The organism is Arthrobacter sp. UKPF54-2, assembly GCF_007858535.1.
Taxonomy (GTDB): domain Bacteria; phylum Actinomycetota; class Actinomycetes; order Actinomycetales; family Micrococcaceae; genus Arthrobacter.
In genome coordinates this window covers 2,384,236-2,411,081 of the sequence record NZ_CP040174.1, presented here as the reverse complement: position 1 = coordinate 2,411,081, position 26,846 = coordinate 2,384,236, and the positions used below count along the sequence as shown (strand labels likewise).

General features: G+C 68.6%; 22 protein-coding genes. 10 read left to right on the top strand and 12 right to left on the bottom strand.

The genetic code is table 11. From position 1 onward, the window contains the following. Window positions 1–981 carry a cation diffusion facilitator family transporter gene (locus E7Y32_RS11075; RefSeq protein ID WP_146337162.1) on the bottom strand — a complete coding sequence of 327 codons (981 nt, stop codon included), beginning with the start codon at window positions 979–981 and terminating at the stop codon, window positions 1–3. Between the two features lie 111 nt (window positions 982–1,092). Between E7Y32_RS11075 and E7Y32_RS11070 the strand changes: the two genes are divergently transcribed. Together E7Y32_RS11070 and E7Y32_RS11065 are read left to right on the top strand one after the other, a co-directional pair. After that, window positions 1,093–2,154 carry a M4 family metallopeptidase gene (locus E7Y32_RS11070; RefSeq protein ID WP_146337161.1) on the top strand — a complete coding sequence of 354 codons (1,062 nt, stop codon included), beginning with the start codon at window positions 1,093–1,095 and terminating at the stop codon, window positions 2,152–2,154. Window positions 2,155–2,196: 42 nt separating this feature from the next. Next, window positions 2,197–2,496, top strand: a complete 300-nt coding sequence (locus E7Y32_RS11065; protein ID WP_146337160.1) for a protealysin inhibitor emfourin — start codon at window positions 2,197–2,199, stop codon at window positions 2,494–2,496. Between the two features lie 35 nt (window positions 2,497–2,531). Here the strand turns inward: E7Y32_RS11065 and E7Y32_RS11060 are convergent, their stop codons facing one another. Then, entirely contained in the window at window positions 2,532–3,497 is a 966-nt protein-coding gene (locus E7Y32_RS11060) for a GlxA family transcriptional regulator (RefSeq protein ID WP_146337159.1), read from the bottom strand. 81 nt (window positions 3,498–3,578) lie between these two features. Between E7Y32_RS11060 and E7Y32_RS16295 the strand changes: the two genes are divergently transcribed. After that, complete coding sequence (locus tag E7Y32_RS16295) at window positions 3,579–3,746, top strand: hypothetical protein (RefSeq protein ID WP_186466978.1); 168 nt, start codon at window positions 3,579–3,581, stop codon at window positions 3,744–3,746. 110 nt (window positions 3,747–3,856) lie between these two features. Further along, complete coding sequence (hrpA, locus tag E7Y32_RS11055) at window positions 3,857–7,846, top strand: ATP-dependent RNA helicase HrpA (RefSeq protein WP_146337158.1); 3,990 nt, start codon at window positions 3,857–3,859, stop codon at window positions 7,844–7,846. A 9-nt stretch (window positions 7,847–7,855) separates the two neighbouring features. Here hrpA and E7Y32_RS11050 read toward each other — a convergent pair whose 3' ends face one another. Together E7Y32_RS11050 and E7Y32_RS11045 are read right to left on the bottom strand one after the other, a co-directional pair. After that, window positions 7,856–8,284 (bottom strand): HIT family protein, encoded by a 429-nt coding sequence (locus tag E7Y32_RS11050; protein WP_146337157.1) that lies wholly within the window; start codon window positions 8,282–8,284, stop codon window positions 7,856–7,858. Further along, a complete protein-coding gene (locus E7Y32_RS11045) occupies window positions 8,281–9,447 on the bottom strand; it encodes an NAD(P)-dependent alcohol dehydrogenase (RefSeq protein ID WP_146337156.1) in 1,167 nt (388 codons plus the stop codon). The genes E7Y32_RS11050 and E7Y32_RS11045 overlap by 4 nt, the downstream gene beginning before the upstream one ends. Window positions 9,448–9,591: 144 nt before the next feature. Between E7Y32_RS11045 and E7Y32_RS11040 the strand changes: the two genes are divergently transcribed. Further along, window positions 9,592–10,023 (top strand): hypothetical protein, encoded by a 432-nt coding sequence (locus E7Y32_RS11040; RefSeq protein ID WP_146337155.1) that lies wholly within the window; start codon window positions 9,592–9,594, stop codon window positions 10,021–10,023. Window positions 10,024–10,204: 181 nt separating this feature from the next. Next, window positions 10,205–11,596, top strand: coding sequence for an HNH endonuclease signature motif containing protein (locus tag E7Y32_RS11035; protein WP_261382625.1), 1,392 nt, complete (start codon window positions 10,205–10,207; stop codon window positions 11,594–11,596). A gap of 42 nt (window positions 11,597–11,638) precedes the next feature. Here the strand turns inward: E7Y32_RS11035 and E7Y32_RS11030 are convergent, their stop codons facing one another. Next, window positions 11,639–12,484, bottom strand: a complete 846-nt coding sequence (locus tag E7Y32_RS11030; protein ID WP_146337153.1) for a sulfurtransferase — start codon at window positions 12,482–12,484, stop codon at window positions 11,639–11,641. Window positions 12,485–12,548: 64 nt separating this feature from the next. On the opposite strand from E7Y32_RS11030, the gene E7Y32_RS11025 reads away from it, so the two are divergent. Continuing rightward, entirely contained in the window at window positions 12,549–13,646 is a 1,098-nt protein-coding gene (locus E7Y32_RS11025; RefSeq protein ID WP_146337152.1) for a PLP-dependent cysteine synthase family protein, read from the top strand. Here the strand turns inward: E7Y32_RS11025 and E7Y32_RS11020 are convergent. Continuing rightward, window positions 13,643–14,299: an MBL fold metallo-hydrolase gene (locus E7Y32_RS11020; RefSeq protein WP_146337151.1), complete on the bottom strand. Its 657-nt coding sequence runs from the start codon at window positions 14,297–14,299 to the stop codon at window positions 13,643–13,645. The two genes, E7Y32_RS11025 and E7Y32_RS11020, sit on opposite strands and share 4 nt — an antisense overlap. A 104-nt stretch (window positions 14,300–14,403) precedes the next feature. On the opposite strand from E7Y32_RS11020, the gene E7Y32_RS11015 reads away from it, so the two are divergent. Continuing rightward, window positions 14,404–14,901, top strand: a complete 498-nt coding sequence (locus E7Y32_RS11015) for a Fur family transcriptional regulator (RefSeq protein ID WP_261382419.1) — start codon at window positions 14,404–14,406, stop codon at window positions 14,899–14,901. Window positions 14,902–14,952: 51 nt separating this feature from the next. Here E7Y32_RS11015 and E7Y32_RS11010 read toward each other — a convergent pair whose 3' ends face one another. The 6 genes from E7Y32_RS11010 to E7Y32_RS10985 all read right to left on the bottom strand — a co-directional run bounded on the left by E7Y32_RS11010 (window position 14,953) and on the right by E7Y32_RS10985 (window position 21,943). After that, window positions 14,953–15,840, bottom strand: a complete 888-nt coding sequence (locus E7Y32_RS11010; protein WP_146337150.1) for a metal ABC transporter permease — start codon at window positions 15,838–15,840, stop codon at window positions 14,953–14,955. Next, window positions 15,841–16,644: a metal ABC transporter ATP-binding protein gene (locus E7Y32_RS11005; RefSeq protein WP_146338536.1), complete on the bottom strand. Its 804-nt coding sequence runs from the start codon at window positions 16,642–16,644 to the stop codon at window positions 15,841–15,843. Between the two features lie 76 nt (window positions 16,645–16,720). After that, window positions 16,721–17,689: a metal ABC transporter solute-binding protein, Zn/Mn family gene (locus E7Y32_RS11000; protein WP_146337149.1), complete on the bottom strand. Its 969-nt coding sequence runs from the start codon at window positions 17,687–17,689 to the stop codon at window positions 16,721–16,723. Window positions 17,690–17,793: 104 nt separating this feature from the next. Next, the gene (locus tag E7Y32_RS10995) at window positions 17,794–18,855 is read right to left on the bottom strand and encodes a hemolysin family protein (protein ID WP_146337148.1); all 1,062 of its coding nucleotides are present in this window, start codon (window positions 18,853–18,855) and stop codon (window positions 17,794–17,796) included. Continuing rightward, on the bottom strand, window positions 18,852–20,213 hold the full coding sequence (locus tag E7Y32_RS10990) for a hemolysin family protein (protein WP_146337147.1): 1,362 nt from the start codon (window positions 20,211–20,213) through the stop codon (window positions 18,852–18,854). Before E7Y32_RS10990 ends, E7Y32_RS10995 begins: the two co-directional genes overlap by 4 nt. A 266-nt stretch (window positions 20,214–20,479) precedes the next feature. Continuing rightward, window positions 20,480–21,943 (bottom strand): GuaB1 family IMP dehydrogenase-related protein, encoded by a 1,464-nt coding sequence (locus tag E7Y32_RS10985; RefSeq protein ID WP_146337146.1) that lies wholly within the window; start codon window positions 21,941–21,943, stop codon window positions 20,480–20,482. 261 nt (window positions 21,944–22,204) lie between these two features. Between E7Y32_RS10985 and E7Y32_RS10980 the strand changes: the two genes are divergently transcribed. Continuing rightward, window positions 22,205–26,026 carry a multifunctional oxoglutarate decarboxylase/oxoglutarate dehydrogenase thiamine pyrophosphate-binding subunit/dihydrolipoyllysine-residue succinyltransferase subunit gene (locus E7Y32_RS10980; protein WP_146337145.1) on the top strand — a complete coding sequence of 1,274 codons (3,822 nt, stop codon included), beginning with the start codon at window positions 22,205–22,207 and terminating at the stop codon, window positions 26,024–26,026. A 130-nt stretch (window positions 26,027–26,156) separates the two neighbouring features. After that, window positions 26,157–26,756, top strand: coding sequence for a GDSL-type esterase/lipase family protein (locus tag E7Y32_RS10975; RefSeq protein WP_146337144.1), 600 nt, complete (start codon window positions 26,157–26,159; stop codon window positions 26,754–26,756). Window positions 26,757–26,846: the final 90 nt, after the last annotated feature.

Below are 26,846 nucleotides of genomic sequence, written 5' to 3'. Positions count from 1 at the left end.
CTATAACCCCCCGGCGCGGCCCTGCTCCGCGTCGAAGTCCAGGGCTGCCTCGTCCGGGGTGGCCAGGGTCAGCACGGCTTCCTCCACCGTCTCGTGGTCCTCGAGTTCGCGCTCGATCCGGCGCAGCGCCACTGCCACTTCGTGTTCCGGGTGGTCGCCCTGCAGATCGACGGCGGCGACGAGGTAGAGCTTGCGCGGTCCGACGAATTCCAGGTGCAGGTACGTAAGCCGGGCAATCTCGCGGTGTTCCAGCACCCGCCGGGCCATGGACCGTTCGATGTCCGGGGTGACGCCCTGGCCCACCAGGAAGCGCCGGTTGCGGTCGATCAGCACCACAGCGACGACTGCCAGCAGCACGCCGACGATGATGGAGCCCACCGCGTCCGGCACCGGCGAGCCGGTGACCTGGTGAAGGAAGACCCCGGCAAACGCGACTACCAGGCCGATCAGGGCCGCGGCGTCCTCCGCGAACACGGCGCGGAGGGTGGGGTCGGAGCTGATCAGGACTTGCTCCAGGGTGTGCCGGTCCAGCTGGTGGGCCGCCTTCCGGGTCTGGCGGAACGCCTGGGCGAAGGAGATCCCTTCGAACACGAAGGCGGCGGCCAGGACCACGTACGCGACGGCGAAGTCGGCGGCGGGTTCCGGGGCGATGAGCTGCTGGATGCCGTGCATGATCGAGACCACCGCGCCGGCGGTGAAGAGGCCGAACGCAGCAAACATCGACCACACGTACGCTTCCCGGCCGTAGCCCATCGGGTGGCTCTTGTCCCGCGGCCGGGCCGAGCGCCGTTCGGCGAAAAACAAGAACACTTGGTTTCCGGTGTCCGCCCAGGAGTGCGCTGCCTCGGCCGTCATCGAGGCCGACCCGGTCAGGAGCGCCGCCACCGTTTTCGCCGCCGCCACGAGGAAGTTCGCCGCGAACGCGATGATCACCGTCAGCAGGGTCGAGCCGGGCTTTTTCCGCTTCTCCGATTGCGCCATGGGCCTACCGTATCCAACCGGCGGGCTCAGCGTGTCCCCCGCCGCGGCCCCTGCCAAATGTCGGTGCCCCCTCGTAGTCTGGTGGCATCGGCAGAAGCAAAGGGGTCTCACATGTACTGCTCCATCATCCCGCCCTACCTGTTGCGCCGGCTGGCAGCGCAACACCACGAGCCGCGGCTGCAAGTGGCGGCCCGCGCCGCGAAGGAAGCGCTGCAGCACGTCAAGAGTTTCCAGGCGTCCCGTGCGGCTCCGGCGCCCGCCGCGCCGCCGGGGTTGCGGCAGCTCACGCCGGGGCCGCCCCAGCGCACCGTGTACGACGCGAAGGCCTCCGAGGACCTGCCGGGGGTGCTGGTGCGCAAGGAGGGCGAACCGGCCACCGGGGATCCGGCCGCGGATGAGGCCTACGACGGCCTGGGCCACACGCACCGGCTCTACGCGGAGGCGTTCGGCCGGAACTCGATCGACGGCAACGGGCTGCCGCTGGACGCCACGGTGCACTTCGGCCACCTCTACGACAACGCGTTCTGGGACGGCCGGCAGATGGTCTTCGGCGACGGCGACGGCCAGGTCTTCACCCGCTTCACGGCCTCCCTCAGCGTGATCGGCCACGAGCTCGCCCACGGCGTCACCCAGCACTCGGCCGGGCTCGCCTACCGCAACCAGGCAGGCGCCCTCAACGAATCCCTCTCCGACGTTTTCGGCGCCCTCGTGGAACAGTACGTGAGGCAGCAGTCCGCGGCGGAGGCCAGCTGGCTGATCGGCGAGGGGCTCTTCACGGACCAGGTGCAGGGCACGGCGCTGCGCTCCATGAAGGCTCCGGGAACGGCGTACGACGACGACGTGCTGGGCAAGGATCCGCAGCCGGACTCGATGGACGGCTATGTCCACACCAGTGCCGACAACGGCGGGGTGCACCTGAACTCGGGCATCCCCAACCGGGCCTTCTGCCTGGTCGCGACCACGCTGGGCGGCAACGCGTGGGAGGCCCCCGGACGCATTTGGTACGACACCCTCACGGGCGGGACGCTGCCCGCGTCCGCAACTTTCGGCGCCTTTGCCAAGGCCACCGCGGCGTCCGCCACGGAGCTCTACGGTGCCGGTTCCGCGGAGCATGACGCCGTTGTGCAGGCGTGGGAAACTGTGAAGGTAAAGCTCCAGGGAGCGAGGCGCTAGCCGAGTTCCAGCAGATCCGAGTCCAATCGAGATCCGAGTCCGATGAAGATAACTGTCCAGCGCAGCGGCGGCGTGGCCGGACTGAAGCGCACGTGGACCGTCAGTCCCCAGCCGCCGGAGGACACCGACCGGTGGCAACCGCTCATCGAAGCGTGCCCGTGGGACGCCGTCGACGGGCTCAGCGGGGCGGGCGGCCAGCCGGACCGGTTTATGTACAGCATCCGCGCCGGGCAGCGCCGGGCGGTCCTGCCAGAGCGCGAGCTGACGGGTCCGTGGCGGACCCTCGTCGAGTGTGCCCGCGCCGCCGCCGAGGCGCCCGGTCAGGACGGCCAGCCAGGCTAGACCGCCGGCCGGGTTAGACGGCTGCGAGGTGCCCGTTAGACGGCTGCGAGGTGCCCGCGGAACGTCCGCCGGTAGGACTGCGGGCTGGTGTCCAGCACCTTGGCAAAGTGGTGGCGTAAAAGGACCGAGTGGCCGAACCCTGCCTCCCGGGCGATCTCGTCGATGTTGAGGTCCGTCGTTTCGAGGAGCTCCTGTGCACGCAGCACCCGCTGCGAGTTGAGCCAGGCGGCCGGGGTAGCGCCGGTTTCGGCCCGGAACCGGCGGGCAAAGGTCCGCGGCGACATGTGCACGCGGGCGGCCAGCTCGTTGACCGAGTGGTCCTCCTCCAGGTTCGCGACCATCCACCGCAGCAGCTCTTCCATCGGCTGCGAACCGCACCGCGGCATCGGCCGGTCGATGAACTGGGCCTGGCCCCCGTCGCGGTGCGGCGGCACCACCATGTCCCGGGCGATGCTGGCTGCCACGTTCGCACCCAGCTCCACCCGGACCAGGTGCAGGCAGGCGTCGATGCCGGCGGCGGTGCCGGCGCTCGTGATGATCCGGTCGTCCTCGACGTAGAGCACGTTCTCATCCACCAGCGCTGCCGGGTAGCGGCTGGCCAGCTCCTGGGAGTAGTGCCAGTGTGTGGTGCAGCGGCGGCCGTCCAGCAGGCCGGCCCGTGCCAGGGCGAAGGCCCCGGAACAGATCGACATAACCCAGGCACCCCGGGCATGCGCCGCCCGCAATGCCTCGAGGACGGATTCGGGAACGTCCTCATCCCGGCCAAACGGGGTCATGATGACGAGGTCCGCATCCGCGGCCGCCTCCAGCCCGAGCCCCACGTGCATCGACAGCCCGGACTCCATCGGGACGTCCCCCGGAACCGGCGTGCAGACCCGGAAATCGAAGGCGGGCACCCCGGTGCCGCGGTCCGAGCGGTCGACGCCGAACACCTCAAACGCGGTCCCGAACTCGAAGATCGAGAAGTGCGGAACCACGATCATCGCCACTGAATTGATCATGAATCCAGTGTGGCAGAAATTTGAGCTTTTTGGGCATTTCTGCCACTTTTTTTAGCCTGCGCACCGGAGAACCATGGAGTTATGGAACTCATCGGAATCGCCCTCATCGTCCTGGTCATCGCCGCCGCCGCCGCCACCCTCCGGGCTCTCCGGAAAGACGGCCTTGGCCACAACCCGCCCGTCCGCTCGGAAGACTACTGGATGGCCCACGACCTCCCCAGCACCGGCTACACGCTGCGGTTCTTCTAAACCCGCCCCCCTTCCCACCGCTGCCCGGCCCCGCCCAGGGACCGGGCAACCCTATGTCCCGCGCCGGGGGCGCCGGGACAGCAGGCCGGGCCAGTAGACTGTGTGCAGCCATGACACTGCATATCTCCTACCCCGCCGAGCTGCCGGTCTCCGAGCGCCGCGAGGACCTGATGGCCGCTATCGCCGCGAACCAGGTGACCATCATCGCCGGCGAGACCGGCTCGGGTAAGACCACCCAGATCCCCAAGATGTGCCTTGAGCTTGGCCTGGGCGAGAACGGCCTGATCGGCCACACCCAGCCCCGCCGGCTCGCCGCCCGCACGGTCGCCGAGCGCATCGCGGAGGAACTCGGCGTCGAGATCGGCCAGGAAGTGGGTTTCCAGGTCCGCTTCACCGGCGAGGTCAGCCGTTCCACCAAGGTCAAGCTGATGACCGACGGCATCCTGCTGGCCGAAATCCAGCGCGACAAGCTGCTGCGCAAATACAACGCGATCATCATCGACGAGGCGCACGAGCGCAGCCTCAACATCGACTTCATCCTCGGCTACCTCAAACGCATCCTCCCCCAGCGCCCGGACCTGAAGATCATCATCACCTCGGCCACCATCGACCCGGAGCGATTCGCCAATCACTTCGGCAGCGAGGAAGCCCCCTCCCCGATCATCGAGGTCTCCGGACGCACCTACCCGGTGGAGATCCGCTACCGGCCGCTTTCGGCGCCCGCCGGCGGCGCCGGCGCCGTTGGTGTTGATGCGGACAATTCCTCCGACGACGAACTCGAAGAGGACCGCGACCCGCTGGACGCGGTCTGCGACGCCGTCGACGAACTGGCCCTCGAGGCGCCCGGCGACATTCTGATTTTCTTCTCCGGCGAGCGCGAGATCCGTGACGCGGCCGAGGCGCTCAACGCCCGGATCCAGAGCAACCGTCGAATGGCCGGCACCGAGGTTCTGCCCCTGTTCGCCCGGCTCAGCCTGCAGGAACAGCACAAGGTCTTCCACCCCGGCAGCAAGCGCCGGATCGTGCTGGCCACCAACGTCGCCGAAACCTCGCTCACCGTCCCGGGCATCAAGTACGTCATCGATACCGGCACGGCCCGCATCTCGCGCTACTCGCACCGGACCAAGGTCCAGCGGCTGCCGATCGAACGGGTCTCCCAGGCCTCGGCGAACCAGCGCTCCGGCCGTTGCGGACGCGTGTCGGACGGCATCGCAATCAGGCTGTACTCCGAGGAGGACTTCGAATCCCGGCCGCTGTTCACCGACCCGGAGATCCTGCGCACCAACCTCGCCGCCGTCATCCTGCAGATGACCGCCATGGGCGTCGCCCGCGGGCCGAAGGACGTGGAGAACTTCCCGTTCGTTGAACCGCCGGATTCGCGCGCGATCAACGACGGCGTCACGCTGCTGCGCGAACTCGGCGCCCTGAGCGCCGCCCGCGCCCCGGAAGCCGACGACGGCGGCAGCCAGCGCCGCGGCTCCGGCGGCCGCGGCGGCGGGCTCACCGCCGTCGGGCAGCAGCTGGCCCAGCTGCCGGTGGATCCGAGGCTCGGCCGGATGATCGTCGAATCGGGCAAACGCGGCTGCGTCCGTGAGGTCATGATCCTGGCGGCAGCCCTCACGATTCAGGACCCACGCGAGCGTCCTACCGACAAGCAGCAGCTCGCGGCTGAGAAGCACGCCCGGTTCCGGGACGAGAACTCAGACTTCACCGGCTACCTGAACCTCTGGAACTACCTGCAGGAGAAGCAGCAGGAACTCTCCTCGACAGCCTTCCGCCGGCTTTGCCGCAATGAGTTCATCAACTACCTGCGTGTGCGGGAGTGGCAGGACCTGTTCGCCCAGTTGCGCCAGCTCGCGCGGCCGCTGGGGATCAGCCTGGACAACAAGCGGCTCACGGATCCGGTGGGCCACCACGACGGCATCCACATCAGCCTGCTTTCGGGGCTGCTGAGCCACATCGGCATCCTGGACGAACGCAAGCGCGAGTACGCCGGTGCCCGGGGCAGCCGCTTCGCGATCTTCCCCGGCTCGGCCCTGTTCAAGAAGTCCCCCACCTTCGTGATGGCCGCCGAGCTGGTAGAAACCAGTCGGCTCTGGGCCCGGGTAGCCGCCAAGTTCGACCCGCTCTGGGCCGAGCAGGTGGCCCCGGACCTGGTCAAGCGCAGCTACAGCGAACCGCACTGGTCCAAGAAGATGGGCTCGGTGATGGCGCATGAGAAGGTCACGCTGTACGGCGTGCCCATTATTCCGAGCCGCCGGATCAACTACGGCAAGGTGGACCCGGAACTCTGCCGGGAGCTGTTCATCCGGCACGCGCTGGTGGAGGGCGACTGGCAGACCCACCACAAGTTCTTCCACCGCAACCGCGCCCTGCTCCAGGAGGTCGAGGAACTCGAGGCCCGGATGCGGCGCCGCGACATCCTGGTCGACGACGAGACCCTCTTCGAGTTCTACGACGCCCGGATCGGCAAGGACGTGGTCTCCGAACGCCACTTCGACAAGTGGTGGAAGGACGCACGCCAGCAGGACCCCACACTGCTGGACTTCGACCAGGCGCTGCTGATCAGCGAGGACGCCGACGCGCTGGATGATTCCGCCTACCCGAAGAGCTGGCAGCACAAGGGCTTCGACCTGCCGCTCAGCTACGAGTTCCACCCGGTAGCCCCCGGCTCTCCCCCGAATCCGTCCGACGGCGTCACCGCCGAGGTCCCGGTCCTGTTCCTGAACCAGCTCGACGACGCCGCGTTCCGCTGGCTGATCCCGGGCCAGCGGGTGGAACTGGTGACCGCCCTGATCAAGTCGTTGCCGAAGCAGGTGCGCAAGAACTTCGTTCCCGCACCCGACGTCGCCCGACAGGCCGTGGCGGCGCTGGAGGCCGATTTCGATCCCGCGACCGACGAGCTGGAGCCGTCGCTGGAACTCGTGCTGCGCCGGATCCGCGGCCAGGTCATCCCGCCGGGGTCCTGGAACTGGGACGCCGTCCCGTCGCACCTGCGCGTCAGCTTCCGTGTGGTCGATCCCCGCGGCAAGGTCCTTGACGAGGGCAAGGACCTCGCGGCGCTGCAGGAAAGGCTTGCTCCGGCCACCCGCCGCGCCATCGCCGAGTCCCTCGGCGCCACCCCGTCAACGACGGCGCCCAAAGCCGGCGGCAAGGCGGGTGGCAAGGCCACCGGGCGGGCGGACTGGAAAGCACCCGCCGCCGCACCGGCCGCGGCGGCGCCCGGTTTCACCGAGCTGTCCGGGCTGAAGGACTGGACCTTCGGCACCGTGCAGCGCCAGGTCCAGGGAACCGTCAAGGGCCACACCGTCACGGGCTATCCGGCTCTGGTCGACGAGGGCACCTCCGTGGCGCTCCGGCTGTTCCAGACCACTTCCGAGCAGGAGCAGGCCATGCGCGGCGGGGTCATCCGGCTGCTCGCCCTGAAGGTGCCGCCGCCGGACCGCTACGTCCTGGAGCACCTGAACAACACCGAAAAGCTGACCTTCAGCCAGAACCCGCACGGCTCGGTGCCGGCGCTGATCGCGGACTGCGCGTTGGCCGCGATCGACAAACTCACCCCGGCCGAACTGCCGTGGGACGAGGCCTCGTTCAAGGCTCTCTACGAGCAGGTCCGGGCCGAGCTGATCGACACGGTCTTTACGGTGACCGCCGTCGTCGAACGCATCCTCGCCAGCACCCGGCGGATCGAGAAGCAGCTCAAGGGCACCACCAGCCTGGCCCTGATCAGCGCCCTCAATGACGTCAAGGCCCAGCTGGAGCAACTCATCTATCCCGGGTTCGTGGCACGGACGGGCTACGCCCAGCTCAGCCAGCTGCCGCGCTACCTCGCGGCCATCGAGAAGCGCCTCGAGAAGCTCCCCGGGAACGTCCAGCGCGACGCCCAGCGCATGGCTGTGGTCCAGGGACTCGAGGACGACTACGACGACGCCGTTTCCGCGCTGCTGCCCGGGCGGAGGGTGGGGAGCGAGTTAACCCACGTCCGCTGGATGATCGAGGAGCTGCGGGTGAGCCTCTTCGCCGTCGAACTCGGCACTGCCTATTCGGTCTCCGAGAAGCGGATCCGGACCGTGCTGAACAAGGCGCTGGCCCCGGCGTAGGGGTCCCGGCTACGCCTCCGGGACGTGCTCCGCGTGGCCGGCCTTCCGCAGGCCCTCGCGCAGCTTTTCCGCGTTGGCGTCCAGCCGCGCGGGATCCGGGTGCTGGTTCACCGAGCCGAAGTCGAAGTCCGCCATCGAGTTCGACGGCCACACGTGCACGTGCAGGTGGTTGACCTCGTAGCCGGCGACAATCAGTCCGGCCCGGGCGGCGTCGAACACGTCCACCTGGACGGCGCCGATCTTGCGGGCCACCTCCATTACCCGGGCCAGGACCTCGGGCGGGGCATCCGTCCAGCGGTCCACTTCCTGGGTGGGCACCACGAGCGTGTGGCCGTCGGCGAGGGGGCCCACGGTCAGGAACGCGACGACGTCGTCCTCGCGCCAGACGAAGCGGCCCGGGATTTCGCCGTTGATGATCTTGGTGAACAGGGTGCTCATACATCCGCCTTTTCCGCCGGGGACCCCAGGGTGCTGGCGTCCAGGACAAACCGGTACTTCACGTCGCCCGCCACCATACGGTCGTAGGCCTCGTTGAGCTGGTCCGCGCGAACCAGCTCGATCTCGGACAGCACACCGTGCTCGGCGCAGAAGTCCAGCATCTCCTGGGTCTCGGCGATGCCGCCGATCAGCGAGCCCGCGTAGGCGATCCGGCGCCGGATCAGCGCGCCGGGGTTGACCGGCGGCATGGCTTCGGAGGGCAGGCCCAGCTGGAAGAGTGCCCCGTCGACGCGCAGGGTTTTGAAGTAGGGGTTGAGGTCGTGCGGCGCGGCGACGGTGTCGATGATGACGTCGATGCTGCGGTCTGCGGCCTCCATGGCGGCCGGGTCCGTGGAGAGGACCACGTGGTCGGCGCCCAGCTCGCGGGCCGCCGCGAACTTCGCCTCCGACGTCGTAAAGACGGTCACCTCCGCGCCCATCGCCTTCGCGATCTTGACGGCCATGTGGCCGAGGCCGCCGAGCCCGACGACGCCGACGACGTCGCCTTCCTCGACCTCGAAGTGGTTGAGCGGCGAATAGGTGGTGATGCCGGCGCAGAGCAGCGGCGCCGCTGCGGCCGGGTCCATGCCCTCCGGCACCCGGAGCACGTAGTTGCGGTCCACCACAATCGAGGTGGAATAGCCGCCCTGGGTGATGGCGTCGCCGTTGCGCCGGTCCTTGGCGCCGTAGGTTCCGGTCATGCCGTTTTCGCAGTACTGCTCAAGGCCGTCGAGGCAGCTGTCGCATTCGCGGCAGGAATCGACCAGGCAGCCGACGCCGACGCGCTCGCCGACGGAGAAGTCGTCGACGGCGGAGCCGACCCGGCTGACGCGGCCCACGATTTCGTGCCCCGGGACGAGGGGGTAGTGCTGGGTTCCCCATTCTCCGCGGGTGGCGTGCACGTCCGAGTGGCAGAGCCCGCAGAACTCGATGGCGATCTCGACGTCGTCGTGTTTGGGCGCACGCCGGGCCACGGTCAGCGGGACGAGGCCGCTGTCGCTGGACGTGGCCCCGTAGGCGGCGGCGAGCGTGGGGCCGGTGGCGGCGTCGCCGTCGTCGTTGCTGGCGGTCAGGTCGGGAAGCGGCTTGGCGAGGGGCGGCGGTACGGGGCGTCCGGGAGTCATGGTTTGACGCTACCCCCGGGAGTGGTTTGCGTGCCACTTTGGGGCTGGGTGTCGCTGGGCGGTACGCGCGTGCGGCATGCCGGAACGTTCGGGCGCGCTGCTGTAGCGTCAGGCACACGAAAGAAAGCCTGAGGGGGCAGCGCAATGAATCGTCGAGCAATTCACATATTCGGGACGGTCGGCATCGCGTTGATGCTTGGCGGGTGTTCAGCACCGGCAGGACTCGCGGTGTTCCAGCGCGACGCGGCGGCCGCGGACCAGCTGCCAGCAGAGGCCGCCACAGCCGAGAACCCCAAGCTGGAAAACGCCCGGCTTCTCGCGGAGGCCGACGGAGTGCGCTATTACGCCGCCCATGGCGATAATCGGACGCTGACCTGTTTGATCGCGGTTTCCGAAGCTAAACCGGGCAGTTTCCTCGGCGGCTGCGGCAGCTCCATGACGACCGGCCAGATCGTCTCCGTCTCAGGACTGGACGGCATGTCGGCCACCTTGGTCACGGACGGCTTCGAGACGAAAGAATTTGAAGCCCAAGGGTGGCGCAAGACGCATCAAAATGTGCTGGTCGGCGGACGCTAGGCGCCGAAGTGGCTCGCCCGACCGAGAAGTCACCGGGGCGGCCGGCCAGGTCGTCGCCGTCCATCCTGGAGCGGCCGCGACAGCACGCCGGTTTACTGCGGACGCTTTAATTGTCACAGGTGCCCAATAGTCTGTTTCCATGGACGGCAAGCAAGGGCCCGAAGTGGCTCCGACGGCAGGCATGACGGTCAGGGACCTGAGCTTGATCCTGGCCGCCCTCCCCTGTCCGGCCACTGCCGCTGGCCTCATCGACGAAATACGCGAACTGGAGGACCGGAAGTCTGCCCTTGCCGCCCGTCAGGCCCGTCTGGCCGTCGCGTTCGATGTGCTCCAGCGCCGCGAACAGGCCGACGCCGGTTTGCCGGCCGACCAGCTCGGGGCCGGTGTGGGTGCGCAGATCGCCCTCGCCCGGCGCGAATCCCCCGCCCGCGGCGGCCGGCTCCTCGGCCTCGCCAAGGCACTGGTCACCGAAATGCCGCACACGCTCGCCGCCCTGGAAACCGGCCAGCTCAGTGAATGGCGCGCCACGCTCCTGGTGCGGGAGACCGCCTGCCTGACCGCAACGGACCGCGCCGCCGTGGACGAGGAACTCGCCCCCGACGCCGGGACTTTCAGCGGGGCGGGCGACCGGGCGATCATCGCCGCGGCGCGGTCCGCAGCCTACCGCCGCGACCCACGCTCCGTCACCGAGCGCGCTGCGCATGCTGAGACCGAACGCCACGTCAGCCTCCGCCCGGCCCCGGACACCATGTGCTACGTCACCGCCCTGCTGCCCGTCGCCGCGGGCGTCGCTGTGCACGCCGCCCTGACCCGGGCCGCGGACACCGCCCACTCCGCCGGGGATACCCGCTCACGCGGCCAGCTGATGGCCGACACATTCGTGGAACGCGTGACCGGCGCTCCCGGCGGGGTCAGCGGCATCGAAATCCAGCTCGTTATGACCGACCGCACCCTCTTCCAGGGCGACAGCGAACCCGCCCGGCTCCCCGGCTACGGCATCGTCCCCGCGGGGTGGGCAAGTGCCCTGCTCCAGAACGCACGCACCGCCGCCGCGGGCGACTCGGGCGGCGCGGGCGACGGCGGAGCCATGGCGACCTGGCTCCGCCGGCTATACACCGCCCCGGCCACCGGCGACCTCGTCGCCATGGACTCCCGCGCCAGACTCTTCCCGCCCGCACTGCGCCGCTTCATCCAGGCTCGCGACGACACCTGCCGCACTCCCTATTGCGACGCCCCCATCCGCCACCTGGACCACATCGTCCCCTGGCACAACGGCGGCACCACGAGCCTCGCCAACGGCGCCGGACTCTGCGAAGCCTGCAACCACACCAAAGAAGCACCCGGCTGGAACGCCCAGACCCGCCCGGGAAGCCGGCACACCCTGGAAGTCACGACACCGACCGGCCACTCCTACTACTCCAGCGCCCCGCCGCTTCCGGGAACGCCCGTCATCCGGCGGCCATGCCGAACCGCGGACGACGGCGATACTGCGGAACCTCCAAGGCCGTTCAGGACAAGAAAACGCAGGCACAAGGCAAACCGCGCCCACCCGGTAGTTCAGCCGGCGGCGTAGCCTGCGCTAGCCTGCCGCACAGCCGGGGCAGCCCAGCCGGAGCTAGTCGCCGTCGGGAGCAGCGCCGGTGGCGACGCTGTTCGACGGGTTGTTGGACCATTCCGAGAATGATCCCGGGTACAGGGCCGCCGAAAAGCCGGCGATTTCCAGCGCTGCGATTTCGTGGGCTGCGGTCACTCCGGAGCCGCAGTACACTGCGGTGGGCACTCCGGCGTGCACGCCCAGTGCGGTAAGGCGTTCGCGCAGCTCAGCGGATGGGAGGAACCGGCCGTCCGCCGCCAGGTTCGCGGTGGTGGGCGCACTGACGGCACCGGGTATGTGTCCGGCACGGGGGTCCACGGGTTCGATCTCGCCGCGGTACCGCTCCCCGGCACGGGCATCGAGCAACAGACCCTCTCGGGACCAGCCGCCCGCCTCCGCAGCGCCGATCACCGGCATGGCACCGTCGGACAGGACAACGTCGCCGGCCTCGACGTCCTGTTCGCCGCTCTCGACGTCGAAACCGGCCGCGCACCAGGCGGCCAGGCCACCGTCGAGCAGGCAGACCCCAGGGAAGCCGGCGTTGCGCAGCATCCACCAGACTCGAGCGGCGGCAAGGTTGCCGGTGCCGTCGTAAGCCACCACCACGTCGCCGTCCCGGATGCCCCAGGAGCGCGCGGACTGCTGGAACTGCTCCAGCGGCGGCAGCGGGTGGCGTCCCCGGCTTGGATCGGCGGGGCCCGCCAGCTCGGTAGCGAGGTCAACGAAGACCGCGCCAGGGATGTGCGCCTGAAGATAATGCTCGCGGCCGTGCGGGTCGCCGAGCGCCCAGCGGACGTCCAGCAGCACGGTCCGTGTGCCGGAGTCCAGCCGGTCTTTGAGCTCGGCCACAGTCATCAGGGTGTCCATCCGCCCACTCTAACCGTGGCCCGCACTGCCCGTGGGCAGCCGGCGCCGCGGGTAGGCTGATGCGGTGACAAGAGTGCGCCAGCAGGACCGGGTTTGGGCCGACGAAGCCATCCGCCGGATCAATGCCGAGAACAACAGATCCGCCGACACGCACCTTTACTCGGTGCCGCTGCCCGAACACTGGGGTGTCCGGCTGTATCTCAAGGACGAATCAACCCACCGCACGGGCAGCCTGAAGCACCGCCTGGCCCGCTCGCTGTTCCTGTTCGGGCTGGTCAACGGCTGGATCCGCGAAGGCACCACCATCGTCGAGGCCTCCAGCGGAAGCACCGCCGTCTCCGAGGCGTACTTCGCCCAACTGCTGGGGCTGCCGTTCATCGCCGTAATGACCCGGACCACGAGCCGCGAAAAGATCGCGCTAATTGAACAGTTCGGCGGATCCTGCCACCTGGTGGACCACGCCTCCGAGGTGTACGCGGCCGCCGAGGACCTGGCCCGCCGCACCGGCGGCCACTACATGGACCAGTTCACCTACGCCGAGCGCGCCACCGACTGGCGGGGGAACAACAACATCGCCGAGTCGATCTTCGGCCAGTTGGCACTCGAGGAGCACCCGGTCCCCCGCTGGATCGTGGTGGGGGCGGGCACCGGCGGAACCAGCGCCACGATCGGCCGGTACCTGCGCTACCAGCAGCACGACACCGGCCTCGCCGTCGTCGATCCGGAGAATTCCACGTTCTTTCCGGGCTGGCTGGCCAGCCGGGACGGCGGGTCGGCGTCGGAGGCCACCGGCCTGCCCTCCCGGATCGAAGGCATCGGGCGGCCACGGCTGGAGCCGAGCTTCGTGCCCGCCGTGATCGACCACATGATCCAAGTGCCGGATGCCGCCTCGGTGGCTGCCATGCGCCACCTGCGCGAACACGCGGGCCTGCACGCGGGCCCGTCCACCGGCACCAACCTCTGGGGCGTGTGGCAGCTCATCGCCCAGATGATCGCCGAAGGCCGCCGCGGCAGCGTCGTCTCGCTGATGTGCGACGCCGGCGACCGCTACACCGGCAACTATTACAGCACCGAGTGGCTGCAGACCCAAGGCCTGGACCCGGCACCCCACGAGGCCACCATCCGGGAATTTTTCGCCAGCGGGACCTGGGCGGCGGGCTAAACCTCCACGGATTCGCCGCTGGCGAGGTGGCGGTATTCGGTGCCGTACCTGGCCCCGATCCGCGTCACGTGCCCCTCGATCAGGCCGCGTCCCGTGTCATTCAGCAGGGCATCGTGGATCGGGAAGGCCCGCGGCGCGCGGACGCCAATGACGAAGTCCACAACCTCACCCACTTTGTTCCAGGGCGCGTGGATCGGCACCAGCAGGGTCTGCACCTCGATGCCGTCCGGGATCACGAAGGAATCCCCCGGATGGTAGACGTTGGAGTCCACCAGATAGCCGACGTTCGCGACCACCGGAATCTGCGGATGGATGAGCGCGTGCTGGCCGCCAAAACTCCGGACGGCAAAGCCGGCCGCCTCAAAGGACTCGCCGGCTCCCACAGTGTGGATCCGCGCGGCCGCCTCAGGCGCCTTGCCCTTGAGCTCCGCGGCCACGCCGGCGGGCGCGAACAGCTGTAGCTCGGGGCTGGCCAGCAGCGCGCCGGAGACGGCGTCGACGTCGATGTGGTCCGCGTGTTCATGCGTGATCAGCACGGCGGCCGCGCCGTCGAGAGCCTGGTCCGTTTCGGAGAATGTTCCCGGGTCCAGCACCAGCACCCGCCCTTCCTTTTCGATCCGGACACAAGCGTGGGTGAATTTCGTCAGCTTCATCCGGCCAGCCTATGGCGCCCTCCGAAGCGGTGTCCACGGTGCCCGGCTGGTAATCTGGGAGCCTGCTCTACCCGCAGCATGACCCCAGCGAAGCGAGTTTCCCCATGTCCCAGGGCGCCACCACCGGCGGCAGCCAGGCACCGGCCGAGGCCTTGGCCGTGGCCGGCGCCAAGGAACAGCCCGCCGGCAAGGAACCGGGCAAGGAACAGCGCGTCACCAAGCAGCGGTTGGCGGTCAGCGCCGCCCTGGACGAACTGGACGACTTCGTCAGCACCCAGGAACTGCACCGCATCCTGCAGGAGCGCGGCACCTCGGTTTCCCTCGCCACCTCCTACCGGATCCTGCAGTCCCTCGCCGACGACGGCCTGGTGGACGTGCTGCGGAACGCGGACGGCGAAGTGGTCTACCGGCGGTGCGCCGTCACCGGACACCACCACCACCTGCTCTGCCGCAACTGCGGCAAGGCCGTTGAGGTGGAGGCGCCCGCCGTCGAAGCCTGGGCCGCGCGGATCGCAAGCGAGCACGGCTTCACCGCGGTGGAGCACACGGTAGAGATCTTCGGGCTGTGCCCCGAGTGCACCGCCCTGCGGGCCGGCAGCTAACGCACGGCGCGGCCACAGCCGGTCACCAGGCTCCGCACCTGGCGGCTGAATCTACGCGCTCACCGACACGGGCCGAATCACCCGGCCGTTGAGGCCGCGCTTGGCCCGGAGGCCGCCGACCACGCGGCACACCACGTAGATCACAAAGGACAGCGTTGTCACGTACGGGCTGATGGGAAGCCTTCCCCCGAGGGCCAGCAGGATGCCGCCCACCGTCGCCGTCACCGCAAAGACGATGCTCAGCAGCACCACCAGCCGCGGCGAAGAGGTCACCCGCAGGGCCGCGGCGGCCGGGGTGATCAGCAGCGCCAGCACCAGCAGGGCACCGACAATCTGGATGGACAGGGCCACACTCACGCCCAGCAGCAGCATAAAGCCCAGGGCAAGGGCCCGGACCGGGACGCCGCGGGCGGCGGCGACGGCGGGGTCCACGCTCGCGAACGTCAGTGGCCGCCAGATGGCCACCAGCGCCAGCATCACGACGACGGCGGCGCCGGCGAGCACCTGCAGCTGCACCGTGCCGACGGAGACGATCTGGCCGGTGAGCAGGCCGAACTTGTTTGCCGCGCGGCCTTCATAGAGCGAGAGGAACAGGATGCCCAGGCCCAGGCCGAACGGCATCAGCACGCCGATGGTCGAGTTCTTGTCCCGGGCCCGGACGCCCATCAGGCCCAGCAGCAGCGCCGCCACCACGGACCCGGCGAGTGAACCGAGCACCACGTCGGCGCCGACCAGCAGGGCAAAGGCCGCGCCGGCGAAGGAGAGCTCGGAGATGCCGTGCACAGCGAACGCCAGGTCGCGCTTCATCACAAAGGTGCCCACCAGGCCGCCGAGCAGGCCCAGCACCGCCCCGGCCCAGATGGAGTTCTGCACCAGCACAAGCAGTTCGCCGTAGTTCTCGAAGTTGAAAATTGATTGCAGCACGCTGTCGAGGTCCATTTATCCGACCTCCCCGGCGATCGCGTGCGCGTCCTCGTGGTGGTGGGTGGCGCCGTCCGGAATGCCTGCCACGATCATCCGGCCGTTGGCGTGGATCACTTCCACGCGGCTGCCGTAAAGGTTGGAGAGCACCTCGGTGGTCATGACTTCCGCGGGGGTGCCCACCTTGAAACGGCCGCCGGCGAGATAGAGGACCCGGTCCACGTAATCCATGATCGGGTTGATCTCGTGCGTCACGAACACCACGGCGCTCTTCTGCGCGTGGCACTGCTCGTTGATCAGGGCGCTGACGGCCTGCTGGTGCTGCAGGTCGAGCGAGAGCAGCGGCTCGTCGCAGAGCAGCACGCTGGGGTCCGTCGCGAGGGCCTGCGCCACCCTCAGCCGCTGCTGTTCGCCGCCGGAGAGCTGGCCCACCGGGACCTTGGCGTAGTCCAGGGCGCCCACCCGTTCGAGGAGCCGGTCGATCTTGCGGTTCACCTTGGCCCCGCCGAGGCGGATCCCCCAGCGGTGGCCGTCCACCCCGAGGCCCACGAGGTCGCGGGCGCGCAAGGGTGTGTCCGGGTCGAGGGATTCCTGCTGCGGGATGTAGCCGATCCGGGGGTTGCCCCGGGCGATCGGCGCTCCGGCCAGGACGGCGGTGCCGGACGTCAGTTCCTGCAGCCCGAGCAGGACCTTGAGGAAGGTGGTCTTCCCGCTGCCGTTTGGGCCGAGGACCGCAAAAAATTCACCCGGATTGATGTCCAGGTCCAGGTTCTCCCACAGGGTCCTCGTGCCGAACTTCAGGGAGGCTCCGCGCAGGCTCACGACGGGTGTCAACTGGGTTTTCCTCGATTTCTGCGCAGGCCGGAGGGCCACGCCGTTGCGACTATCTTAGGCCCGGCTAGGCCCGGCCGAGGGCCTTGGCCAGCGCGTCCACATTGGCGGACATCCACTGCATATAGCCCTTGCCGTCCGGCAGCGTCTCGCTGAACTCCACCACCGGAACGCCCGCGGCGACGGCTGCGTCCTTGAGGGCGAGGGTCTGCGGGCCTTCCGTCTGCGGGTTGTAGGCCAGCAGTCGGATGCCGCCGGACTTCACGACGTCGACGGCGGAACGCAGCACGGCGGGCGGAACATCAGAGCCGGATTCGATGGCGGCGCTGTATTCAGGGGGCGTCCGGTTCTCCAGACCCGCAGCTTCCAGCAGGTAGAGCGGGACGGGCTCTGTCACGGCGACCCCGCCGTGGGCCGAAGCGGCCTTGAGGTCCGAGAGCCGGGCGTCCAGGCCGGCGAGTTCCTGCTTCAGGGAGGCGGCGTTGTTCCGGAAGTCCCCGGCCGAGGACGGCTCCAGGGCACCCAGCTTGTCCGCCAGCGCGTCGGCGAGCCGGCCCATTGCGGCCGGGCTGTACCAGATGTGTTCGTTGAATCCGGCGGGGGCGTGGCTGTGGCGGTCGGCGTCTGGCGAGGCCGCGCTGGAGGAGGCGCCGGCGGCGGGGGCCAGCCCGGAGGCGTCCACGGCGTTGAGCAGGTTCTTGTCCTGCAGCCCGGTGTCCTCGGCCAGCTTGTGCAGGAAGTCGTCGTAGCCACCGCCGTTCTCCACCACCAGTTCGGCCTTGGAGACGGCGAGCTTGTCCTGCGTCGTGGCCTCGTAGGAGTGCGGGTCCTGGCTGGTCCGGCTGATGATCGAGGTGACCCGGACCTTGCCGCCGCCGACGCTGCGGACAATGTCGCCGTACACACTGGTCGAGGCGACCACCTCCACCACACCGTCGCCGGCGCCAGGCCGGTCACCGCCCGACGTCGGGCCGCAGGCGGTCAGCAGCAGGCTGCTGAGGCCGGCTAGGACAACAGCGGCGGCGGAACGGCGCACGGGGATACCTCGGATCTGTTATTGAGAAGCGTTAGCAATACAACGAGTCTAACCCTAAATGGGAATCATTCCTATTTAGGGTTAGACCCGTGGTGCCGGCTCCCCTATTCCTGCCCCAGCCTGCGGTAGCCGGTGGCCTGCGTGGCGTCCCGGATCTCGCCGACCAGCTGCTCGATCACGTCCTCAAGGAACAGCACGCCCTGGGTATGCCCGTCCGGGCCGATCACCCGGGCAAGGTGCGAGCCGGTGCGCTGCATGACCGACATCGCCTTTTCGATCTCATCATCCATGGCCAGGTTGGCCAGCGAACGGATGCGGCTTTCGGCAATCGGGTGCTGGTAGCCCGCCTCCGGGATCGAAAGCACGTCCTTGATGTGCAGGTAGCCGGAGAGCATGCCTTCGTCGTCGAGCATCGGGAACCGGGAGAACCCGGTCCGGCTCACGGACTTCTCGAATTCCTCCGGCGTGGTGGCGGCCTTGAGCATCACGAGCTTCTCCAACGGCACCATCACCTGGGATGCGGTGTGTTCGGAGAACTCCAGCGCACCGGTGATTAGCCCGGCGTCGTCGTCCACCAGGCCGTGGCGGGTGGATTCCTGCACGATCGACTGGACTTCCTCGAGCGTGAAGGAGGAGGTGACCTCATCCTTCGGTTCGATCCGCATCAGTTTCAGGATGTGGTTGGCGGACCAGTTCAGGGCCACAATGACGGGCCTGACCGCGCGGGCGATGAAGATCAGCGGCGGCGCGAGCAGCAGGGCCGCCTTGTCCGCGACCGAGACCGAGATGTTCTTCGGCACCATCTCCCCGAAGGTCACATGCAGGAACGTGACCGCCAGCAGGGCAATGGCGAACGCCACGACGTCGGCCAGTTCCGTCGGCACACCGAGCGCCTCCAACGGGACGGCCATCAGGTGGTGGATGGCCGGCTCGGCCACCTGCAGGATCAGCAGCGAGCAGACCGTGATGCCCAGCTGGGCGCAGGCCAGCATCAGCGAGACGTTCTCCATGGCCCGGAGCGTGGTCTGGGCCCGCTTGGACCCGGACTCGGCCAGGGGCTCAATCTGGCTGCGGCGGGCGGACATCACGGCGAATTCGGCCGCCACAAAGAAGGCATTGCCCAGCAGCAGCACCGCGAGCCACAGGATTCCCAGCCAGTCGCTCATGCGGCACCGGCCTTTCCGGCGGCGTCGATGCGCCCGTTGCGCCCGGTGTGCCGCTCGGGCTCCGGCGGAGACGGTTTGAAACAGATGCGGTCGATCCGGCGTCCGTCCATCCGGGTCACGCTCAGTTTTCCGCCGCCGACGTCGACCGTGTCACCCACGGCCGCGATCCGGCCCAGCTGGCTCATCACGTAGCCGCCGACGGTTTCGTACGTCGCCTCGTCCGGGACGGTCAGGCCGGGAATCTGCTCGGAGAGTTCGTCCGGGCGCAGCAGGCCCGGGAAGTACCAGTCCCCCGAGGCGCTTTGCAGCAGGCCGGGGCGGACCTTGTCGTGTTCGTCGGCCACTTCCCCAACGATTTCCTCCACGAGGTCCTCCAGCGTCGCGATGCCGGCGGTTCCGCCGTATTCGTCCAGGACCACCGCGAGCTGCAGGTTCCCTTCGCGCAGTTCGGCGAGCAGTCCGTCCAGGTGGATGGTCTCGGGGACGCGGAGCACCTCGGTCATGATGGCGCCCGCTTCCAGGTTGGCCCTCCGTTCCACCGGAACAGCGATGGCCTTCTTGATGTGGACCACGCCGCGGATGTCGTCCGAGGACTCGCCGATCACGGGGAAGCGCGAGTAGCCGGTACGTTTGGCGGCCTCCACAATGTCGGAAACCGGCTGGTGCCCGTCGATGGTCTCCACCCGGATCCGCGGGGTCATGACGTCCGCCGCCGTCCGTTCGGAGAACTTCAGGGTGCGGGAGATGAAGTTGGCGGTCCGTTCATCCAGGGTTCCCATCGCCGCCGAGCGGCGCACCAGCGAGGCAAGCTCGGCCGGGGTGCGGGCACCGGAGATCTCCTCCTTGGCCTCGAGGCCAAAGACGTTCAGGACCTTGTTGGAGAAGCCGTTGAGCACCACGATGGCGGGCTTGAAGATGGCGGTGAACACCAGCTGCGGCCGGGCCAGGGCCTTGCCGACCGGGAACGAGAGGGCGATGGCCATGTTCTTCGGGACCAGTTCGCCGATCAGCATGGACAGCAGCGTGGCCAGCACCATCGCGAGCACCAGCGAGACCGAGGTGGCGCCCGCCTCCGGCAGGCCGAGGACGGTCAGCGGGCCTTCGAGCAGCTTCCCCACTGACGGTTCCATCACGTAACCGGTGAGCAGCGTGGTCAGGGTGATCCCGAGCTGGCAGCTGGAGAGCTGGGTGGAGAGGGATTTGAGGCATTTCAGCAGCGGCGCGGCGGCGGCATCGCCGTTGTCCACCGCACGCTGCACGGTGGCCTGGTCGAGCGCGACCAGGGAGAATTCGACGGCGACGAAGAAGCCGGTGCCGAGGATGAGGAGCAGACCTGCTCCGAGCAGTAACCACTCCATTTAGCGGCCCGCTTCGGGGCGCCGGAGGGAGGGCCGGGGTAAACGCCCCGGCGGAGGATGGTCAGCCGCAGCCGACCCTGCTTCCCGGACGGTACTGGGTCCGGATAAAGTCCGCTGCCGCGCAGCGGAGGAGTGATGGGCGCGTGAACGGGGTTTGCCGGCTCTGCGGGTGGACTGGGCGGGAACGGATTCGGTTCCGCGCTGACAGCCCCCAGGCCGGCACCTAGATTTACTGTCCATAAGAATTTCAGTCTACAGGTTGCGGGTCACCAGCTCTGCGGGACCGGGCGGCCCTCCTCGTAGCCGGCGGCGGACTGGATACCGGCCACGGCGCGCTCCCGGAACGCGGCCAGGTCGGCCGCGCCGGCGTAGCTCATGGAGCTGCGCAGTCCGGCGGTGATCATGTCCAGCAGGTCCTCCACGCCCGGGCGGGCAGCGTCGAGATACATCCGGGAGGTGGAGATGCCCTCCTCGAAGAGGGCCTTGCGGTCCTTTTCAAAGGCCCCCTCGCGCTGGTTGCGGTTCTGCACGGCACGCGCCGAGGCCATCCCGAAGCTCTCCTTGTACTGGCGGCCCCCGGCGTCCAGCTGCAGGTCCCCCGGGCTCTCGTGCGTCCCGGCGAACCAGGAGCCGATCATGACCTGGCTCGCGCCGGCGGCGAGGGCCAGCGCCACGTCGCGGGGGTACCGGACCCCGCCGTCGGCCCAGACGCGGCCGCCGGCGGCGCGCGCCGCCGCCGAGCATTCCAGCACCGCGGAGAACTGGGGCCGGCCCACGGCCGTCATCATCCGGGTGGTGCACATGGCGCCGGGGCCGACGCCGACCTTAACAATGTCCGCCCCGGCCTGGATCAGCTCCCGGGTGGCCTCGGCGGTGACGACGTTGCCGGCCACCACCGGGACGCCCGGGTCCAGGCTCCGGACGGCGGCCAGGGCATCGAACATTTTCTGCTGGTGGCCGTGGGCGGTGTCCAGCACCAGCACGTTGACGCCTGCGGCGAGCAGTTCGGCGGCGCGGCCGGCGACGTCGCCGTTGATCCCGACGGCGGCGGCCACCTTGAGCGCGCCGTCGTCGTCCAGGGAGGGCCGGTACAAGGTGGACCGCAGGGCGCCCTTGCGCGTCAGGACGCCGGCGAGGACGCCGTCCTGCTGCACCGGAACGAAGTCGGTGCCGGCGGCATCCATGGCGTCGAACGCCCGGCGCAGGGCCGCCGCGGCCGCGCCGTGGCCGGCGGCGCCGAACTCCGCGGCATCCAGCACGAGCGGCTGGTGCCGCATCACGGAGGCGAGCGACGCGAAGCGGTCCTGGCCCTCGAAGTCGGCGGCGCGGACCACACCGGCGACGGCGCCGGCGTCGTCGACCACCACCACCGCGCCGTGCGGGCGCTTGCCCATCAGGTGGAGGGCATCGATGACGGTGTTCGAGGCACGCAGGCTGACCGGCGTCTCGAACACGGCGTGGCGTGCCTTGACCCAGGCAGTCACGCTGCGGAGCACGTCCAGCGGCACGTCCTGGGGCAGCACGGCCAGGCCGCCGCGGCGGGCCATGGTCTCAGCCATCCGTTTGCCGGTGACCGCGGTCATGTTCGCGACGACCAGCGGGATGGTGGAGCCGGTCCCGTCATCCGCCGCCAGGTCCACGTCCAGCCGCGAGGTCACGTCCGAGCGGGACGGCACCAGGAAGAGGTCGGAATAGGTCAGGTCGGTGGTCGGCTCACTCAGGAAACGCACGTTTGCTCCTCGCTGAAAAGGGGTTCTCTGTTGTGATTCTAGGCGAGCCCGGCGGCGGCCCGGCTGCGGCTCCGGCGGGGCCGGCCGGACGCCGTTGCGGCCACCGGATGATTTGAGTCACCCTTATTGGCGGTTTGGCCGGAATCGTCACTAGACTGGCATGGGTCTGGGTTCACTGGACGCGGAGAACTGGTTCGATTGACGTGCTGCGGCACCGTGGAAACCAGCGGGAATCAAACTCATGGAAGAGGCGTATTTCAAGTGCCAGAGCAGCCAAGCCACCGTCTACCCGAGGAATTTGGCGGAAACGAGTGGCTCGTTGACGAACTGTACGAGCGGTACCAGCAGGACAAGAACACGGTGGATGCCAAGTGGTGGCCGCTCTTCGAATCCTTCGATGCCAGTGACGGTTCTTCAACTAACGGCGCTTCGGCAACGGCCGTCGCGAACCCGTCCACCCGTGAACTTCCGGTGGTAGCCCCGGCCGCCGCAAAGGCAGCCGCGCCTGCAGCTGCCGCTCCGACGCCCGCCGCGCCTGCTGCTTCTGCGCCGTCAGCCCCGGCCCCCGCTTCCGCCCCGGCCGCTGCCCAGAAGGCCCCGGCCACGGTTGCCCGCGACGGCTCGAAGACCTCGGACGCCGGACCCGGCACCGCGCCCATCCCGGCCCAGCTGCCCAAGAACGTCAAGGCCCCCACCGCCCCGGAAGAAGACGTCGTCTCCGTCCTGCGCGGTCCGGCCAAGGCCATTGCCACGAACATGATCACCAGCCTCGAGGTGCCCACCGCCACGAGTGTGCGGGCGATCCCGGCCAAGCTGCTGATCGACAACCGCGTGGTCATCAACTCCAACCTCGCCCGGGCCCGCGGCGGCAAAGTCTCCTTCACGCACCTGATCGGCTATGCCGTCATCCGTGCCCTGGCCCAGTTCCCCTCCATGAACGTCTACTACGACGAGGTGGACGGTAAGCCCGTCGCCGTCCAGCCGGCGCACGTGAACTTCGGTATCGCCATCGACATGCCCAAGCCGGACGGCACGCGGCTGCTTATGGTGCCGAACATCAAGAAGGCGGAGACCCTTAACTTCTCCGAGTTCTGGCACACCTATGAGGACCTGATCAAGCGCGCCCGCGCCGGAAAGCTGACGGCGGATGACCACTCGGGCACCACAGTTTCGCTGACCAACCCCGGCGGCATCGGCACCGTGCACTCCGTCCCGCGCCTGTCCAAGGGCCAGGCGGCCATCATCGGCGTCGGCGCACTGGACTACCCCGCGGAGTTCCAGGGTGCCAGCGAGAAGATCATCGCGCACAACGCGATCAGCAAGGTCCTGACCCTGACCTCCACCTATGACCACCGCGTCATCCAGGGTGCCGGCAGCGGCGAGTTCCTCAAGCTGGTCCACCAGCTCCTGCTCGGTGCGCAGAACTTCTACGACGAGATCTTCGAATCCCTGCGCATCCCGTACGAGCCCGTGCGCTGGAGCCCGGACCTGCAGGTGGATCCGGCCGACGAAATCAACAAGGTCGCCCGGATCCAGCAGCTGATCCACGCCTACCGCGTCCGCGGCCACCTCATGGCGGACACCGACCCGCTCGAGTACGTCCAGCGCAAGCACCCGGACCTGGACGTGCTGACCTACGGCCTGACGCTGTGGGACCTGGACCGCGAATGGCCCACCGGCGGCTTCGGCGGCAAGCCGATGCTCAAGTTCCGCGATATCCTCGGCGTCCTCCGCGACGCCTACTGCCGCACCTCCGGCATCGAGTACATGCACATCCAGGACCCTGCCGAACGCAAGTGGTTCCAGGACCAGATCGAGCACCCGTACTCCAAACCCAGCCGGGACGAGCAGCTGCGCATCGTTTCCAAGCTCAACGCCGCCGAGGCCTTCGAGACGTTCCTGCAGACCAAGTTCGTCGGCCAGAAGCGTTTCTCGCTGGAAGGCGGCGAGTCCCTGATTCCGCTGCTGGATGCCATCATCTCCGACGCTGCCGACGACGAACTCGACGAAGTGGCGATCGGCATGGCCCACCGCGGCCGGCTGAACGTGCTCACCAACATCGCCGGCAAGACCTACGCCCAGGTCTTCCGCGAATTCGAGGGCACCCAGGACCCGCGCTCCGTCCAGGGCTCCGGCGACGTGAAGTACCACCTCGGCACCGAGGGCACATTCACCTCGGACAACGGCAAGGAGACCAAGGTCTACCTCGCCGCCAACCCCTCGCACCTCGAGGCCGTGGACTCCGTGCTCGAGGGCATCGTCCGCGCCAAGCAGGACCGGCTGGACCAAGGCGAGTCCTTCCCCGTGCTTCCGATCATGGTCCACGGCGACGCGGCCTTCGCTGGCCAGGGCGTGGTCGCGGAAACCCTGAACCTCTCGCAGCTGCGCGGCTACCGCACCGGCGGCACCATCCACGTTGTGGTCAACAACCAGGTTGGCTTCACCACGGCGCCGTCGTCTTCGCGTTCCTCCACCTACTCCACAGACGTCGCCAAGATGATCCAGGCGCCGGTGTTCCACGTGAATGGCGACGACCCGGAGGCCGTGGTCCGCATCGGCCAGCTCGCCTACGAGTTCCGCCAGCGTTTCCACAAGGACGTTGTCATCGACATGGTCTGCTACCGCCGCCGCGGCCACAACGAGGGCGACGACCCCTCGATGACGCAGCCGCTGATGTACAACCTGATCGAGGCCAAGCGTTCGGTCCGCAAGCTCTACACCGAGTCGCTGATCGGCCGCGGGGACATCACCGAGGAAGAAGCCGAGCAGCTGCTCCGCGACTACCAGGAACGCCTCGAGCGCGTCTTCGCCGAGACCCACGCCGCGCAGACCTCGCCGATCCCGATCGTCACCGCCGACTCGGCCGCCGTGTCCGATCTCGAACGGCCCTCCGCCCAGCAGTCCGACTCGGGTGTCAGTGCCCCGGAATCCACCGCGATTTCCGCCGAGACGCTGGCCCGGATCGGCAAGGCGCACGTCGAGTTCCCCGAGGGCTTCACCGTCCACGCCAAGCTCAAGCAGCTGCTTGAGAAGCGTGAGCTGATGTCCCGCGAGGGCGGCATCGACTGGGGCTTCGGCGAACTCGCCGCCTTCGGCTCGCTCACCATGGAGGGTGTCCCGGTCCGGCTCGCCGGCCAGGACTCGCGCCGCGGCACCTTCGTGCAGCGCCACGCCGTGTTCCACGACCGCGCCAACGGCGACGAATGGATGCCGCTGGCCAACCTCTCCGAGGACCAGGCCAAGCTGTGGATCTACGACTCCCTGCTCTCCGAATACGCGGCCATGGGCTTCGAATACGGCTACTCGGTGGAGCGCCCGGATGCCCTGGTGCTCTGGGAGGCGCAGTTCGGTGACTTCGTCAACGGCGCGCAGACCATCATCGACGAGTTCATCTCCTCGGCCGAGCAGAAGTGGGGCCAGCGCTCCTCACTGGTGCTCATGCTGCCGCACGGCTACGAAGGCCAGGGCCCGGACCACTCCTCCGCACGCATCGAACGCTTCCTGCAGCTGTGCGCCGAGGAAAACATGATCGTGGCCAACCCCACGACGCCGGCCTCGCACTTCCACCTGCTCCGCCGCCAGGCTTACAGCAGGCCGCGCAAGCCGCTGATCGTCTTCACCCCGAAGCAGCTGCTGCGCCTCAAGGCCGCTGCGTCCTCGGTGGAGGACTTCACTACCGGCACGTTCCGCCCGGTCATCCCCGAGCACGAGCAGCTGCAGGCCGACGCCGTCGAACGCGTGCTGCTGGTCTCCGGCCGGCTGTACTACGACCTGCTGTCCACCCGGCAGAAGACCGGCGACACCACGACGGCGATCGTCCGCGTCGAGCAGCTTTACCCGCTGCCCGCCGAGGAAATTGCCGCCGAGCTGGCCAAGTACCCGAACGCCGACGTGGTCTGGGCGCAGGACGAACCTGCCAACCAGGGACCGTGGCCGTTCATCGGCCTGAACCTGCCCGATGCGCTGGACCGCCGCGTGCGTCTCGTTTCCCGCCCCGCCTCGGCCTCCACCGCGGCCGGGTCGATGAAGCGCCACGCAGCCGAGCAGGATAGCCTGCTCAAGCAGGCTTTCTCACGTAAGTAGGGCAAGGCTGCCCGGCCGGAAGTGGACCACCACGACTCCGGCCGGGCAGCTTCGTTTAACGCAGCCATCGGGCGCACCGGGCACCACCGGCGCACGGACCGGAACCGGTATTGGGAATGAAGAGGTAGTCGTGGAAGATCGGAAGCTGCGGATCGCAGCGGTTGGAGATGAGCTGCTGGCCGGCCTGGGCGACCCCCGGGCCCTCGGCTGGCTGGGGCGGGTGCTGGCCCGGACGCCGCAGGACGGCCTGAGCCTCGAAAGCTACTCCCTGCCGTGCCCGCAGGAAGGCACCGAGGGCCTCGCCGAGCGCTGGCTCGAGGAGGCCGGCCGGCGCTTCGGTCCGCAGCACGAGAACCGCCTCGTGATCGGCCTGTCCGGCCGCGACATCGAGTTCGGCCTCTCCACGGCCCGTAGCCGGCTCAACCTCGCCAACATCCTCGATTCCGCCTCGCAGAACAAGATCGAGGTGTTCGTCGTTGGGCCGCCGCCAACACTGGATCCGGCGCAGAACCGCCGCCTCGGCGAGCTCAACACCGCCTTCGCCGACGTCACCACCCGCCGCAAGCACCTCTACGTGGACACCTTCTCCCCGCTGCTGAACCACGAGCAGTGGCGCCAGGACCTCGCGGCCAACGGCGGGACGCCGGGCCAGGCCGGCTACGGTCTGATGGCCTGGCTGGTCCTGCACCGCGGCTGGTTCCAGTGGCTGGGCATGGACGCCCCGGAGTAGCCCGCCCGTCTCCCGCCGCCCGCGGCAGAATTTCTGTCGCGATATATCTTGACCGCTCCTGAGGTGCGATATATCGTGTTTCCATAGTCG

Bases quoted from the DNA above. Each gene is read 5' to 3' on its own strand.
- E7Y32_RS11045 (WP_146337156.1), bottom strand. From the start codon at position 9,447: ATGACTCCCGGACGCCCCGTACCGCCGCCCCTCGCCAAGCCGCTTCCC.
- E7Y32_RS11075 (WP_146337162.1), bottom strand. From the start codon at position 981: ATGGCGCAATCGGAGAAGCGGAAAAAGCCCGGCTCGACCCTGCTGACG.
- E7Y32_RS10990 (WP_146337147.1), bottom strand. From the start codon at position 20,213: ATGGAGTGGTTACTGCTCGGAGCAGGTCTGCTCCTCATCCTCGGCACC.
- E7Y32_RS11040 (WP_146337155.1), top strand. From the start codon at position 9,592: ATGAATCGTCGAGCAATTCACATATTCGGGACGGTCGGCATCGCGTTG.
- E7Y32_RS11050 (WP_146337157.1), bottom strand. From the start codon at position 8,284: ATGAGCACCCTGTTCACCAAGATCATCAACGGCGAAATCCCGGGCCGC.
- E7Y32_RS11060 (WP_146337159.1), bottom strand. From the start codon at position 3,497: ATGATCAATTCAGTGGCGATGATCGTGGTTCCGCACTTCTCGATCTTC.
- hrpA (WP_146337158.1), top strand. From the start codon at position 3,857: ATGACACTGCATATCTCCTACCCCGCCGAGCTGCCGGTCTCCGAGCGC.
- E7Y32_RS11015 (WP_261382419.1), top strand. From the start codon at position 14,404: ATGTCCCAGGGCGCCACCACCGGCGGCAGCCAGGCACCGGCCGAGGCC.
- E7Y32_RS10995 (WP_146337148.1), bottom strand. From the start codon at position 18,855: ATGAGCGACTGGCTGGGAATCCTGTGGCTCGCGGTGCTGCTGCTGGGC.
- E7Y32_RS11020 (WP_146337151.1), bottom strand. From the start codon at position 14,299: ATGAAGCTGACGAAATTCACCCACGCTTGTGTCCGGATCGAAAAGGAA.
- E7Y32_RS11010 (WP_146337150.1), bottom strand. From the start codon at position 15,840: ATGGACCTCGACAGCGTGCTGCAATCAATTTTCAACTTCGAGAACTAC.
- E7Y32_RS11070 (WP_146337161.1), top strand. From the start codon at position 1,093: ATGTACTGCTCCATCATCCCGCCCTACCTGTTGCGCCGGCTGGCAGCG.
- E7Y32_RS11065 (WP_146337160.1), top strand. From the start codon at position 2,197: ATGAAGATAACTGTCCAGCGCAGCGGCGGCGTGGCCGGACTGAAGCGC.
- E7Y32_RS16295 (WP_186466978.1), top strand. From the start codon at position 3,579: ATGGAACTCATCGGAATCGCCCTCATCGTCCTGGTCATCGCCGCCGCC.
- E7Y32_RS11030 (WP_146337153.1), bottom strand. From the start codon at position 12,484: ATGGACACCCTGATGACTGTGGCCGAGCTCAAAGACCGGCTGGACTCC.
- E7Y32_RS11035 (WP_261382625.1), top strand. From the start codon at position 10,205: ATGACGGTCAGGGACCTGAGCTTGATCCTGGCCGCCCTCCCCTGTCCG.